This is a genomic window from Pseudomonas sp. 2848 (assembly GCF_003253945.1).
In the GTDB taxonomy this organism is placed as follows: Bacteria; Pseudomonadota; Gammaproteobacteria; order Pseudomonadales; family Pseudomonadaceae; genus Aquipseudomonas.
Genome location: NZ_QKZD01000003.1, coordinates 448,105 through 459,451, shown reverse-complemented (window position 1 = coordinate 459,451; position 11,347 = coordinate 448,105). Strand labels below are relative to the sequence as shown.

Annotated in this window: 14 protein-coding genes; 7 read left to right on the top strand and 7 right to left on the bottom strand. The window is 65.1% G+C overall.

The window, feature by feature from the left end:
- Positions 1-181 precede the first annotated feature (181 nt).
- The 4 genes from DFS21_RS09230 to DFS21_RS09215 form a co-directional block, all read right to left on the bottom strand.
- Positions 182-940 (bottom strand): collagen-like protein, encoded by a 759-nt coding sequence (locus DFS21_RS09230; protein WP_111532164.1) that lies wholly within the window; start codon positions 938-940, stop codon positions 182-184.
- Complete coding sequence (locus DFS21_RS09225; RefSeq protein ID WP_046854474.1) at positions 933-1,208, bottom strand: DUF1145 domain-containing protein; 276 nt, start codon at positions 1,206-1,208, stop codon at positions 933-935. The genes DFS21_RS09230 and DFS21_RS09225 overlap by 8 nt, the downstream gene beginning before the upstream one ends.
- A 97-nt stretch (positions 1,209-1,305) precedes the next feature.
- Entirely contained in the window at positions 1,306-2,025 is a 720-nt protein-coding gene (locus DFS21_RS09220) for an OmpA family protein (RefSeq protein ID WP_102684783.1), read from the bottom strand.
- 89 nt (positions 2,026-2,114) lie between these two features.
- On the bottom strand, positions 2,115-2,807 hold the full coding sequence (locus tag DFS21_RS09215; protein WP_102684782.1) for an OmpA family protein: 693 nt from the start codon (positions 2,805-2,807) through the stop codon (positions 2,115-2,117).
- 160 nt (positions 2,808-2,967) lie between these two features.
- Here DFS21_RS09215 and DFS21_RS09210 point away from each other — a divergent pair, with 160 nt between their 5' ends.
- From DFS21_RS09210 to DFS21_RS09185, 6 genes are all read left to right on the top strand, one after another.
- Positions 2,968-3,462, top strand: a complete 495-nt coding sequence (locus tag DFS21_RS09210) for a DUF6231 family protein (RefSeq protein ID WP_102684781.1) — start codon at positions 2,968-2,970, stop codon at positions 3,460-3,462.
- Positions 3,463-3,466: 4 nt separating this feature from the next.
- On the top strand, positions 3,467-3,943 hold the full coding sequence (locus tag DFS21_RS09205) for a YchJ family protein (RefSeq protein ID WP_110701996.1): 477 nt from the start codon (positions 3,467-3,469) through the stop codon (positions 3,941-3,943).
- A gap of 2 nt (positions 3,944-3,945) precedes the next feature.
- Positions 3,946-4,422, top strand: a complete 477-nt coding sequence (locus DFS21_RS09200; RefSeq protein ID WP_110701994.1) for an LEA type 2 family protein — start codon at positions 3,946-3,948, stop codon at positions 4,420-4,422.
- A 7-nt stretch (positions 4,423-4,429) separates the two neighbouring features.
- On the top strand, positions 4,430-4,627 hold the full coding sequence (locus DFS21_RS09195; RefSeq protein ID WP_029613223.1) for an SEC-C metal-binding domain-containing protein: 198 nt from the start codon (positions 4,430-4,432) through the stop codon (positions 4,625-4,627).
- 192 nt (positions 4,628-4,819) lie between these two features.
- Positions 4,820-7,255 carry a penicillin acylase family protein gene (locus DFS21_RS09190; RefSeq protein WP_111532163.1) on the top strand — a complete coding sequence of 812 codons (2,436 nt, stop codon included), beginning with the start codon at positions 4,820-4,822 and terminating at the stop codon, positions 7,253-7,255.
- 169 nt (positions 7,256-7,424) lie between these two features.
- Positions 7,425-8,540 (top strand): succinylglutamate desuccinylase/aspartoacylase family protein, encoded by a 1,116-nt coding sequence (locus DFS21_RS09185; RefSeq protein ID WP_102684777.1) that lies wholly within the window; start codon positions 7,425-7,427, stop codon positions 8,538-8,540.
- A 6-nt stretch (positions 8,541-8,546) separates the two neighbouring features.
- Here DFS21_RS09185 and DFS21_RS09180 read toward each other — a convergent pair whose 3' ends face one another.
- Together DFS21_RS09180 and dcd are read right to left on the bottom strand one after the other, a co-directional pair.
- The gene (locus tag DFS21_RS09180) at positions 8,547-8,789 is read right to left on the bottom strand and encodes a hypothetical protein (RefSeq protein WP_102684776.1); all 243 of its coding nucleotides are present in this window, start codon (positions 8,787-8,789) and stop codon (positions 8,547-8,549) included.
- A gap of 97 nt (positions 8,790-8,886) precedes the next feature.
- Entirely contained in the window at positions 8,887-9,453 is a 567-nt protein-coding gene (dcd, locus tag DFS21_RS09175) for a dCTP deaminase (RefSeq protein ID WP_023630764.1), read from the bottom strand.
- Between the two features lie 327 nt (positions 9,454-9,780).
- On the opposite strand from dcd, the gene DFS21_RS09170 reads away from it, so the two are divergent.
- Positions 9,781-9,990 (top strand): cold-shock protein, encoded by a 210-nt coding sequence (locus DFS21_RS09170; RefSeq protein ID WP_012273869.1) that lies wholly within the window; start codon positions 9,781-9,783, stop codon positions 9,988-9,990.
- Positions 9,991-10,182: 192 nt separating this feature from the next.
- Here the strand turns inward: DFS21_RS09170 and apbC are convergent, their stop codons facing one another.
- The gene (gene apbC / locus DFS21_RS09165; protein ID WP_111532162.1) at positions 10,183-11,277 is read right to left on the bottom strand and encodes an iron-sulfur cluster carrier protein ApbC; all 1,095 of its coding nucleotides are present in this window, start codon (positions 11,275-11,277) and stop codon (positions 10,183-10,185) included.
- Between the last annotated feature and the right edge of the window lie 70 nt (positions 11,278-11,347).

The following is an 11,347-nucleotide window of genomic DNA, read 5'->3' as shown; positions in this document are numbered from 1 at the left end:
GCGAGGATTTTTTGGTTCCTTTTTGATCCTTCAAAAAGGGACCCGCCGTAAGGGCGGAAAGGTGAATAAGCGTCGACATCGCAAATGAATGCGCACACAACTTTCAACACCAACTAACCAAACAACCAAACAACCAAACAACCAAACAACCAAACAACCAAACAACGCTACCCCAAAAAACTCAAAGCCGCTGAAGAATCAACTCCCCCGAGGCCCCAGCCAACCCAGGCTGCCCGGCCTGCCCAGGCCGCCCATTCCCCCCAGCATCGGTCCGATAAACCAGACACCCCTTACTGACCCCACCCGCCCCAGCCTTCCCGGCAGCCCCCGCCTTACCAGGCGCACCACCATCAAGCCGCACCACAATCCGCTCCTGCGCAAACCCTTCAGGCACCGCCAGACGAACTCGCCCACCGGGGGCCCCATCATGCCCGTTGCCACCATCATCACCATTGGCCCCACGACTGGCCTGCCCCCAGGTGCAGCCCCCCGGCTTGCCATTGGCGCCGTCGAGCCCGACATACCCCGGCGCCCCAGCCCCGCCCCGGGCATCGATCGATAGCCGGTCCGCCTCCAGCGCCTGCAACCGCAGATCCAGGTTACGCCCCGGCCGCGCGGGCCGCTCGTAGCTTCCGGGCGCCCCTGGCGCACTGAATTCGCTACCCTCGCCCAGCCGAGCCGTCAACGCCTCGATGCTCAGGTCGCGCTCGGCCGGCGCGATGGCGATGCGCGCATCGCGCCCCAGTTCGAGCCGATCGATCTTCAGCTCGGTAAGGCTGGCCGGTAGCAACAAGGTCGCCGAGTCGGCCACTCGCAGGTGCTCCAGGTGCACGCTGGCCGCCTTGTTCGGCAGGCGCAACATCGAATGGGCAGCAACCTCCAGGCTTTCGGCCTGGGCCACGGGTGTAGCCATTACAGCCAGCAAAATCAGTTTACGCATGGCTCGGCGCCTCCTGCGACCGGGGAATGGACATGACATGGAAGATGCCGGTCAACAGAATCTGCAGGCGGTCGAACCAGCGGTGGCTGCGCCCGCGCAGGCTGCCGTTGAAGAACAGCACCTCGAGCACATGCAGCGACAGCAGGACGATACCTGCGGCATTGATCAGCAGATTGAGCGGCAATGGCTGCGGCATGAACTGGTTGAACAGCACCACACCCCAGAACGCCACCGTCAGAGCCTTGCCCAGGCCCAGGATGAACTTCATACCCCGCCCCCATGATTTATTGTTATGCCGACGCGGTCCGTTCGAGCGAACCGCGTCGGCAACAGTAACCCTACTGCCGGGGCATGCGCCAGAGGGGTCAGTTCAGGTGCAGTTCCACCCGTCGGTTGCGCGAGCGACCTTCGTCGGTGTCGTTGTCGGCCACCGGCTCACTCTCGCCACGGCCTTGGCTGGTCACCTTGTTCGGCGCCAGGCCCTGGCTGATCAGGTACTCGGCAACACCGCTGGCACGGCGCTCGGACAGGCGCTGGTTGTAACTGTCGGAGCCCACGCTGTCAGTGAAACCGATCACCTTGACACTGGCCACACTGGGGTCGTTGAGCTTGGGCAGCAAGCCCTGCAGACGCTGCTGGGCACCTTGGGTGAGTTCGGCGGAGTCGAAGGCGAACAGCACCTGGCCCTGATCATCGAGCGTGATCACTTCCGAGGTCGCCGCAGGCTCCGGCTGCGGTGCGGCGGCTGGATACTGCGGCAATGGGCAGCCCATATGGTTGACCTGGGTACCGGCCGGAGTATCCGGGCAGCGGTCGCGGCGGTCGAAAACGCCATCGCCATCCTCGTCGCCATCCTGGGCATAACAGATCAGGCCACCGGCAATCGCACCGGCAACGCCGGCACCAGCCGCCCAGCTGGAACTTTCGATGGCGCCCAGGCCGCCACCGACCAGGCCGCCAAGCAGGCTGCAGATGGGCCAGGTCCTTTGATTGAGGGGCGCGCTGCCATCGCTGTGGGTGGCGCAACCTGCCAGCAGGCTCGTGGCCACCACCAACGGCAGTGCCGCTTTCGACAAAACACGCATGGTGAATGCTCCTGTGTCACCGGCCGCTACCGGTCACACAGGAGTAAAGACGTGCCCACGCCACTTCTCAAGGCGCGGGCACGTCGCCATCAACGCTGGATCTTGATCTCGGTTCGACGGTTCATGGCACGCCCGTCGGCGGTGGCGTTGTCGGCGACCGGCTGCGTTTCACCCGCCCCCACCACCGAGACGAAGCTGGCACGCGGCACACCGCTTTCGACCAGGTAGTTGGTCACCGACTGGGCGCGGCGCTCGGAGAGCTTCTGGTTGTAGCTGTCGGAACCGACGCTGTCGGTGTGGCCGGAAACGCTCAGGCGCGCGCTCGGGGCTTCCTGCTTGAGCCGCGTGGCGATGGTGTTCAGGCGCTCCTTGTCGGTGGCCGTCAGGCGTGCCGAGTCAAATTCGAAATGCACGTCACGGATGACGATGACTTCTTCCTTCTGTACCACGACTTCCTCGACCACCGGCACCGGCTCCGGCGGGCAGCCATTGGCGTCGACCTGCACGCCGCGCGGGGTGCCCGGGCACTTGTCGCGGCTGTCCGGTACGCCGTCGCCGTCTTCGTCACCGTCGCCATGGGCCCAGCAGTAACCCGCCGCCAGGCCGCCACCGAGCAAGGCGCCCCAGCCGGCCCAGCTGGAGCTCTCGATCGCGCCCAGGGCCGCGCCGCCCACGCCCCCGACGGCAGCACACTTCGGCCAGTCGGTTTTCTGCAAACCTGCACAACCAGTCAACACACTGGTGAGCAGAACCAGGGGTATCGCTGTGCGTACTATGCTCATCTTGTTGCTTCTCCTAGGGGGAATCGGTAGAAAACCGATGCTCTGGGAGTAAAGACCGGCGCTTCCCGCTCTGCCAGCAATAAGCCACGCCGCAGCGGCGCACCCCTTTGCCCGCTGGCCTGGGACCGTTAGTCTTGAGCGACCTGAACGAGGAATGGCAATGACCGACGCTTTCTCCCAACGCACGCCCCAGCAGGCCCTGGCCGCCCTGTTGGAACGTTTCACCCCGCGCCACTTGCTGCTGGTGGGCAGCCGCTTCCCTGCCCTGGAAGCCTTCGCCGCCGCCCATCCCGATACCCACATCGAAGTTGCCGCACCCGGCCCGCTGCCTGCCGAACAGGCAGCCCGGCGCTTCGACCTGGCGGTACTGGTCGATTGCCTGGAACACCTGCCCAAGCGCACCGGCCTGGAGCTGCTCGGCGGCATCCGCAACCTCAACGCCAGCCGCGTCGCGGTGCTGGCCGACTTGGCCGCCTGCGGCTGGCAGGCCACCGATTTCTATTCGCTGGCGCTCTCGGCCAGCGAGCAGTTCCAGCGCGATGAACAGGTATTGAGCCTGTTCACCTATGATCTGCATGACTACAAACAAGTCCCGGATTGGCTCAACGCAAAGTTCTGGGCCAACCCCGAAAACTTCGGCAAGTACTGGTGGTGACCGAATGAGTGTCTCGATCTGCCCCTGCGGCAGTGGCAACCTGCTCGATACCTGCTGCGGGCACTATCACAGTGGAACACCAGCACCGGATGCCCAGACGCTGATGCGTTCACGCTACAGCGCCTATGTGCTGGGCCTGGTGGATTACCTGGTGGCTACCACCCTGCCGGCCCAGCGCCCAGGCCTGGACCGCGCCGCCATGGCGGCCTGGAGCGCGCAGAGCACCTGGCTGGGCCTGGAGGTGGAGGGCGCCGAGGTGCTGGGCGGGCAGCCCGAGCATGCCTTCGTCACGTTCACCGCGCGCTGGCACGACCTTGAGGGCGATCACCAGCACCGCGAGCGCTCGGCATTCGTCCAGCATGCCGGACGCTGGTATTTCATCGACCCGACCGCGCCCCTCAAGGCCGGACGCAACGACCCCTGCCCCTGCGCCAGCGGGCAGAAGTTCAAAAAATGCTGCGCCAGTTACCTCGGTAGTTGAGCATGCGCACCTTGGCCCGACTGCTCACGCTCAGCCTGCTGCTGGGCTGGTTGGCGGGCTGCGCCAGTTGGGGCGGTGATACCTGGCGCGAACCACAGCTGCACCTGCTCGAGGTGGAACCGGTGAAGGTGCGCCTGCACCAGCAGGAGTTCGTTCTGCACCTGCGCGTCGACAACCCTAACGACAGCCGCCTGTTCATCCGCCACCTGGCCTACTCGGTCCGCCTCGGCGACCTGCTGCTGGCCGAAGACGAGGCCAGCCTCTGGCGCAGCGTTGGCGGCCATGCCCGGCGCACCTTCAAGGTCACCGTGCGGACCAATCTCTGGCAGCACCTCAAGCCCCTGGCGAAGCTGCTCAAGAGCGGACAACCCGTGCAATACCAACTGCGGGGCGAGCTGGCCACCGGGCTGATCGTGCATCGGGACCTGTACTTGAGGCAAATGGGTGAGATAATCCCCGGCGATCTTAAACCGGAGTAACGCTGCAATGACCCAACAACCCCATGTCCATGGCCCCGACTGCGATCACGGTCACGACCATCACCACGACCACGGCCATGTGCATGGCCCGCACTGCAACCACGGCCACCAGGAGCCGGTGCGCAACGCCCTGAAGGACGTCGGCCGCAACGACCCTTGCCCATGCGGCAGCGAGAAGAAATTCAAGAAGTGCCACGGCGCCTGATCAACGTCAGCGCACGTGTTCAGGGCCAAGCCCACTCCCAGACAAATCGTCGCGGGAACGGGCTTGGCCCATGATCAACCCGCTCCAGCATGACCACTGGTAAATAAAGCTCCCCGGCACCTTGCACGGCGACTGCGCGCTCACTACCTTAGCGCCTTTCAGAACCCCGCCACACCCTGCAGGAATCCAGCCATGGCCGCCCCCGTCCTTCCACCCTTCCCTCTCCGCCTCGGCAGTGCTGCCGCGTTGCTTGGCCTGCTCGCGCTGGGCGGCTGCCAGATGGGTGGCTACCAGGACAGCGTCCTGCCCAACAGCGGCGTGCAACCGCTCAAGGGTCTGGCGCAGAACGTCTCGGTACGGCGTAACGCAATGGGCGCGCCGCTGATCGAAAGCGGCAACTTCCATGATGCGCTGTTCAGCCTGGGCTACCTGCATGCCGGGGATCGCATCGAGCAGATGGTCGCCATGCGCCTGCTGGCCCAAGGGCGCCTGGCCGAGCTGGCGGGAGCCGACGCCCTGGCGATCGACCGGCTGATGCGCGCGGCCAACCTCAAACAGAGTGCCGGTCAGCTGTATGCCGATGCCTCGCCGCGCCTGAAGCGCTTCTTCGAAGTCTATGCCCGCGGGGTCAACGCCTACCTGTTCCGCTATCGCGACAAGTTGCCGGGCGAACTCGCTCGCAGCGGTTATCGCCCGGAATACTGGAAACCCGAGGATTCGGCGCTGATCTTCAGCCTCTACGCCTTCAGCCAGTCGGTGAACCTGCAGGAGGAACTGTCGGCATTGATCCTGGTGCAGAAGGTCGGTGCCGACAAGCTGGCCTGGCTGCTGCCCGGCGCTCCGGACGAGCCCCTGGCCGAAAGCGAAGTCGACAAGCTCAAGGGCGTGAACCTGGCCAGCCAGCTGCCGGGCCTGGGCGCGCTCGCCGCCACTGGCCAGCAATTGGCCGACCTCGGCCTGCTGGGCGCCCCCGGCTCGAGCAACCTGGCGCTGTCGCCCCAGCGCAGCCGTGCCGGCAAGAGCCTGCTGGCCAGCGACAGCCGCGCTGCCTGGGCACTGAGCCCGGTGCAGATCCACACCGGCAAGTATCAGGTCGCCGGCCTGTCGCTGCCGGGGCTGCCGATCGTGCTGGCCGGCTACAACGGCAAGCTAGCCTGGAGCAGCAGCGCGGTGATGGCCGACAACCAGGACCTGTTCCTCGAGCAGGTGCGCCGCCAGGGCACCCAGCTGACCTACCTCGCCGAGGGCAAGTGGCAACCGGCGCGTGCCCGCAACGAGACCTTCTTCGTTCGCGGCCAGCGCCCCCAGCGCGAGGTGATGTACGACACCCGCCACGGCACCCTGTTGCCGGGGCATGGCAGCCTGGCCCTGGCCCTGCATCTACCGCTGCTCAAGGATGATCGCAGCCTCGATGCGCTGTTCGACCTGACCCGCGCGCAAAACATCGAGCGTGCTTTCGACAGCACCCGTGAAGTCGGTGCGGCGGCGCTGAACTTCGTCTTCGCCGAGCCCCAGCATATCGGCTGGCAGGTCAGCGGTCGTTATCCCAACCGCCGCGAAGGCCAGGGCCTGTTGCCCTCACCAGGCTGGGACGGGCGCTATGACTGGGATGGCTACGCCGATGCGATGCTGCACCCCTACGATCAGGACCCGCCCGCCGGCTTCATCGGCCACGCCAACCAGCGCAGCCTGCCCAAAGGCTACGGCATGCAGCTGTCGAGCAGTTGGTACTACCCCGAGCGTGCCGAACGCCTGGCCCAGTTGGCCGGCAACGGTCGTCACGACAGCCGCAGCCTGATGGCCCTGCAGAACGATCAGGTGACACTGCTGGCCGACAAGCTCAAGCAGATGTTCGACGCCCCCGGCATGGCCCAGCCGCTCAAGCAGGCCATCGACGCCCTGCCTGGCGCCCAGCGCGACAAGGCTCGCGATGCGCTGGCGCGGCTAAAGGCCTTCGATGGCCGGCTAAGCCCGGTGTCGGCCGATGCCGCCCTGTACGAACTGTTCCTCCAGGCAGTCACTCGCCAGACCTTCCTCGATGAACTGGGCCCGGAATCCAGCCCGGCATGGCAAGCGTTCATCGGCAATGCCAAGCTTTCCTACTCCGCCCAGGCCGACCACCTGCTGGGACGCGAGGACAGCCCGTTCTGGGACGATCGCGGCACGCCGCAAAAAGAAGACAAGCCCACCATCCTCGCCCGCAGCCTGGCTGCGGCGGTGGATGCCGGCACCACACAACTCGGCGCCGACCGCCGCGCCTGGCAGTGGGGCAAGCTGCATCAGTACCGCTGGCCGGCACCGGCCTATCACGGCCTGGGCGACAAACTCGAGCGCGCGCCCCTGGCGGCGGGTGGCGACTTCAGCACCCTGGCCCTGACGCCTTATGCCTGGGGGAGCAGCTTCGACACCCAACTGCCGGCCTCGGCGCGGATGATCGTTGATTTCGGGCAGACCGAACCGCTGCAGCTGCTGACCAGCAACGGCCAATCCGGCAATCCGGCCAGCCGCCATTACAGCGATGGGCTCGATGCCTGGTTCAAGGGCCGCTTCACCAGCCTGCCGCTGCAACCGCAGAATTTTGCCCGGGCCTATGGCAGCCAGCGGTTGACGCTGGTGCCTGGCAAATAGGTCTCAGAGACCAGAGCCAGCAAAATCGAGCGCCGCGCGCGGTGCTCGATCCCATGGTCACTGCCCCCATCCTCTTGCGCTGTCCTATGTGAATAGTGCGCCGCCCCCGAAGTTATGCTTCTATCCTTGATCCCAGCCCTTGCCGCACAGCGCTCACATCAGGACCACCATGCACCACTCGACCCACGACCTGCTCTCCCCTGTCCCGGGTATCGCCCGCCAGTTGCACAGCTTCCATTTCGGCCCACGTGGCGCCGGCAAGGTGTATATCCAGGCTTCGCTGCATGCCGACGAGCTGCCGGGCATGCTGGTGGCCTGGCACCTCAAGCAGCGGCTCGCGGACATGGAGCAGCAGGGGCGGTTGCGCAAGGAGGTCATCCTGGTGCCGGTGGCCAACCCGGTCGGCCTCGAGCAGGTATTGCTGGACGCGCCCCTGGGGCGTTTCGAGCTGCAAAGCGGCGAGAACTTCAACCGCAGGTTCGTCGACCTGTCGGACAGCATCGGCGACCAGATCGAAGGTCATCTTTCCCAGGACCCGGCCCACAACCTGGCGTTGATCCGTGAATACCTGCGCCGGGGCCTGGATGCCCACCCCGCGCACACGCCGCTGCAGTCCCAGCGCCTGACCCTGCAGCGCCTGGCCTGCGATGCCGACATGGTGCTCGACCTGCATTGCGACTTCGAAGCCGTCGAACACCTGTACACCACGCCCGAGGCCTGGCCCGAGGTCGAACCGCTGGCCCGCTACCTGGGCGTCCAGGCCAGCCTGCTGGCCACCGACTCGGGCGGGCAATCGTTCGATGAGTGTTTCAGCCTGGTGTGGTGGCAGTTGCAGCAGCGCTTCGGCAAACGCTTCCCGATCCCCCAGGGCAGTTTTTCGGTGACCATCGAGTTGCGCGGCCAGGCCGATGTCAGCCACGCCCTGGCCACCCAGGACTGCCAGGCGATCCTCGACTTCCTGACCCACGCCGGCGTCATCGAAGGCCAACCGGCGCCCTTGCCCGCTTTGCGCCATCCGGCCACGCCGCTGGCGGCGGTGGAACCGGTCATGGCTCCGCTTGGCGGGTTGCTGGTGTTCCATGCCAGCCCCGGGCAGTACCTGCAAGCCGGAGCGCTGATCGCCGAGGTCATCGACCCGCTCAGCGACCGGGTAACGCCCTTGCGCAATAGCCAGGCCGGGCTGCTCTATGCCCGCAGCATCAGGCGCATGGCCACCGCGGGCATGGTGGTCGCCCATGTGGCAGGCGAGCAGGTTTGCCGCAGCGGTTACCTGCTGGGCAACTGAGCGGCGTCAGGCCACAGGAGCGGGAGGCGGCTCATCGGGCAGGGTCGGCTCGCCCGGCTCCATCGGTGGCTGCTCGCCAGGCTGCGGCGGCTGGGGCGTGTCGGGATCAGGCTGGTGAGGCACTCCGCCTGCACGCATGGGCAGTGGCGTGTGTGTCGGCGGATGGGCCAGCAGCGACCAGGCTAGCAATCCGATCTGGTTCGGCTGCAGGACGGCCAGCTTGGCACTGATTGCGGGATCGATTTTCATGGGGGGCTCCTGACGAGAGCCGGCGCACGTCATGCGCGCCGGAACTGTTCACTCGTTGGAGTGCCGGGCGCGGAAACAATTCCCGCGCTTTGTCGGCTCAGGTGCGCGGCAAGGTGACGCCACGCTGGCCCTGATACTTGCCGCCGCGGTCCTTGTACGACACTTCGCACTCCTCGTCGGACTGCAGGAACAGCATCTGCGCCACGCCTTCGTTGGCGTAGATCTTCGCCGGCAGCGTGGTGGTGTTGGAGAACTCCAGCGTCACATGACCTTCCCACTCGGGCTCGAGCGGAGTGACGTTGACGATGATGCCGCAGCGCGCGTAGGTGCTCTTGCCCAGGCAGATGGTCAGCACGTCACGCGGAATGCGGAAGTACTCGACGGTACGGGCCAGGGCAAAGGAGTTCGGCGGGATGATGCACACGTCGCTCTTGATGTCGACGAAGCTGCCGGCATCGAAGTTCTTCGGGTCGACGGTGGCCGAGTTGATGTTGGTGAACACCTTGAATTCGTCGGCGCAACGCACGTCGTAGCCGTAGCTGGAGACGCCGAAGGAGATGACCCGGCTGTCGTGCTCGCCGCGCACCTGGCGCTCGACGAACGGTTCGATCATGCCGTGTTCCTGCGCCATGCGGCGAATCCACTTGTCCGATTTGATGCTCATGGCGGGGTGTCCTGAAGAGTGCAAGGTGAAAAACGAGATGCGCATCTTACCGGTCCCGGCGCGCGGGTTAAAGTTTCCTTGCCCATCCCGCGCCAGACGGGGCCTGCGCCGGCCGCCGATCCGAAATTCATCAAAGCGCTCCTTGGCCATTGGCAGGTCGTGGAAAGTGGGTTAAGGTGGCGCCACTGTGCTGCACGTGACACCGAGAATCTCTAGTTTGATGCACGATTATCATCGGCCCATCGCTGAATTTTCTGCTCTCTTTGCACTCAGTCCCGGGCAGGGTACTTCCTGACCGTAATCAACTTTGTCCAAGGAGACAGAAACATGTCCAACCGTCAAAACGGTACCGTTAAGTGGTTCAACGATGAGAAAGGCTACGGCTTCATCACCCCTCAGTCGGGTGACGACCTGTTCGTGCACTTCAAAGCCATCCAAGCTGACGGCTTCAAAACCCTGAAAGAAGGCCAGGCTGTTACTTTCGTCGCTACCCGCGGCCAGAAAGGCATGCAGGCTGAAGAAGTTCAGATCGCCTAAGTCGATCTCGCTTCCTAGCTTTCAAAAAAAACCCGCCATTGGCGGGTTTTTTTGTGCCCGAAGATTGATGGCTTCGTAAGCATGGCTATTCGTGGGAGCGGGCTGGCCCCGCGATGGCGCCAGCACAGGGAACCATCATCGCGGGGCAAGCCCGCTCCCACGCACCGCAAAGCATGCGTCTACTGAGCCGAATCAATCCTCGCTGATGGTGATGCTCGGCATCGCCGGCGCCGCCGCTTCCTGCAACACGATTCGTGCCCCCACCTGCCGCGCCAGCTCCTGGTAGACCATGGCGATCTGGCTCTCCGGCTCGGCAATCGCGGTCGGCTTGCCACTGTCGGCCTGCTCGCGGATAAGCATCGACAGCGGCAACGACGCCAGCAGTTCGACACCGTACTGGGCCGCCAGCTTCTCGCCGCCGCCTTCGCCGAACAGGTGCTCGGCATGGCCGCAGTTGGAGCAGATGTGCACCGCCATGTTCTCCACCACACCCAGCACCGGGATGTTGACCTTGCGGAACATCTCCACGCCCTTCTTGGCATCCAGCAGCGCCAGATCCTGCGGGGTGGTGACGATGACAGAGCCCGCCACCGGCACCTTCTGCGCCAGGGTCAGCTGGATGTCGCCAGTGCCTGGCGGCATGTCGATCACCAGGTAGTCGAGGTCGTCCCAGGCGGTCTGGGTCACCAGCTGCAGCAACGCGCCCGAGACCATCGGGCCGCGCCAGACCATGGGCGTGTTGTCATCAGTGAGGAAGGCCATGGACATGACCTCGACGCCATGGGCCTTGATCGGCACGAACCACTTCTGCTCGCGCACCTGCGGGCGGGTGCCCTCGGGGATGCCGAACATCACACCCTGGCTGGGGCCATAGATGTCGGCGTCGAGTATGCCCACCCGGGCACCCTCGCGGGCCAGGGCCAGAGCCAGGTTGGCGGCAGTGGTCGACTTGCCGACCCCGCCTTTGCCCGATGCCACGGCGACGATGTTCTTGACGCTGGCCAGGGCCGGCACCTGAGCCTGGGCCTTGTGCGTGGTAATCACGCTGTCGATGGCGACGGAGGCCGAAGTCACGCCGTCGAGGTTCTCGATGGCAGTTTGCAGCACCTGCGCCCAGCCCCCCTTGAACAGCCCGGCGGCATAACCCAACTGCAACTGCACATTGACCTGCCCGCCCTGGATATCGATGGCGCGCACGCAACCGGCGCTGACCGGGTCCTGGTTCAGGTAGGGGTCGGTGTACTGGCGAAGCACGCCTTCGACGGCGGCACGGGTAACGGCACTCATGGAGGCTCCCATTGGCAAACTGAATACGAAACAGGTGCCTATGCTAACCCGTCAATCGTCAGCGCATGCG

What these genes read in the sequence shown, in the direction of transcription:
- DFS21_RS09195 (WP_029613223.1), top strand. Translation starts at nt 4,430, where the DNA reads ATGACCCAACAACCCCATGTCCATGGCCCCGACTGCGATCACGGTCAC.
- DFS21_RS09215 (WP_102684782.1), bottom strand. Translation starts at nt 2,807, where the DNA reads ATGAGCATAGTACGCACAGCGATACCCCTGGTTCTGCTCACCAGTGTG.
- DFS21_RS09220 (WP_102684783.1), bottom strand. Translation starts at nt 2,025, where the DNA reads ATGCGTGTTTTGTCGAAAGCGGCACTGCCGTTGGTGGTGGCCACGAGC.
- DFS21_RS09185 (WP_102684777.1), top strand. Translation starts at nt 7,425, where the DNA reads ATGCACCACTCGACCCACGACCTGCTCTCCCCTGTCCCGGGTATCGCC.
- DFS21_RS09200 (WP_110701994.1), top strand. Translation starts at nt 3,946, where the DNA reads ATGCGCACCTTGGCCCGACTGCTCACGCTCAGCCTGCTGCTGGGCTGG.
- DFS21_RS09205 (WP_110701996.1), top strand. Translation starts at nt 3,467, where the DNA reads ATGAGTGTCTCGATCTGCCCCTGCGGCAGTGGCAACCTGCTCGATACC.
- DFS21_RS09230 (WP_111532164.1), bottom strand. Translation starts at nt 940, where the DNA reads ATGCGTAAACTGATTTTGCTGGCTGTAATGGCTACACCCGTGGCCCAG.
- DFS21_RS09180 (WP_102684776.1), bottom strand. Translation starts at nt 8,789, where the DNA reads ATGAAAATCGATCCCGCAATCAGTGCCAAGCTGGCCGTCCTGCAGCCG.
- DFS21_RS09210 (WP_102684781.1), top strand. Translation starts at nt 2,968, where the DNA reads ATGACCGACGCTTTCTCCCAACGCACGCCCCAGCAGGCCCTGGCCGCC.
- DFS21_RS09190 (WP_111532163.1), top strand. Translation starts at nt 4,820, where the DNA reads ATGGCCGCCCCCGTCCTTCCACCCTTCCCTCTCCGCCTCGGCAGTGCT.
- DFS21_RS09170 (WP_012273869.1), top strand. Translation starts at nt 9,781, where the DNA reads ATGTCCAACCGTCAAAACGGTACCGTTAAGTGGTTCAACGATGAGAAA.
- dcd (WP_023630764.1), bottom strand. Translation starts at nt 9,453, where the DNA reads ATGAGCATCAAATCGGACAAGTGGATTCGCCGCATGGCGCAGGAACAC.
- DFS21_RS09225 (WP_046854474.1), bottom strand. Translation starts at nt 1,208, where the DNA reads ATGAAGTTCATCCTGGGCCTGGGCAAGGCTCTGACGGTGGCGTTCTGG.
- apbC (WP_111532162.1), bottom strand. Translation starts at nt 11,277, where the DNA reads ATGAGTGCCGTTACCCGTGCCGCCGTCGAAGGCGTGCTTCGCCAGTAC.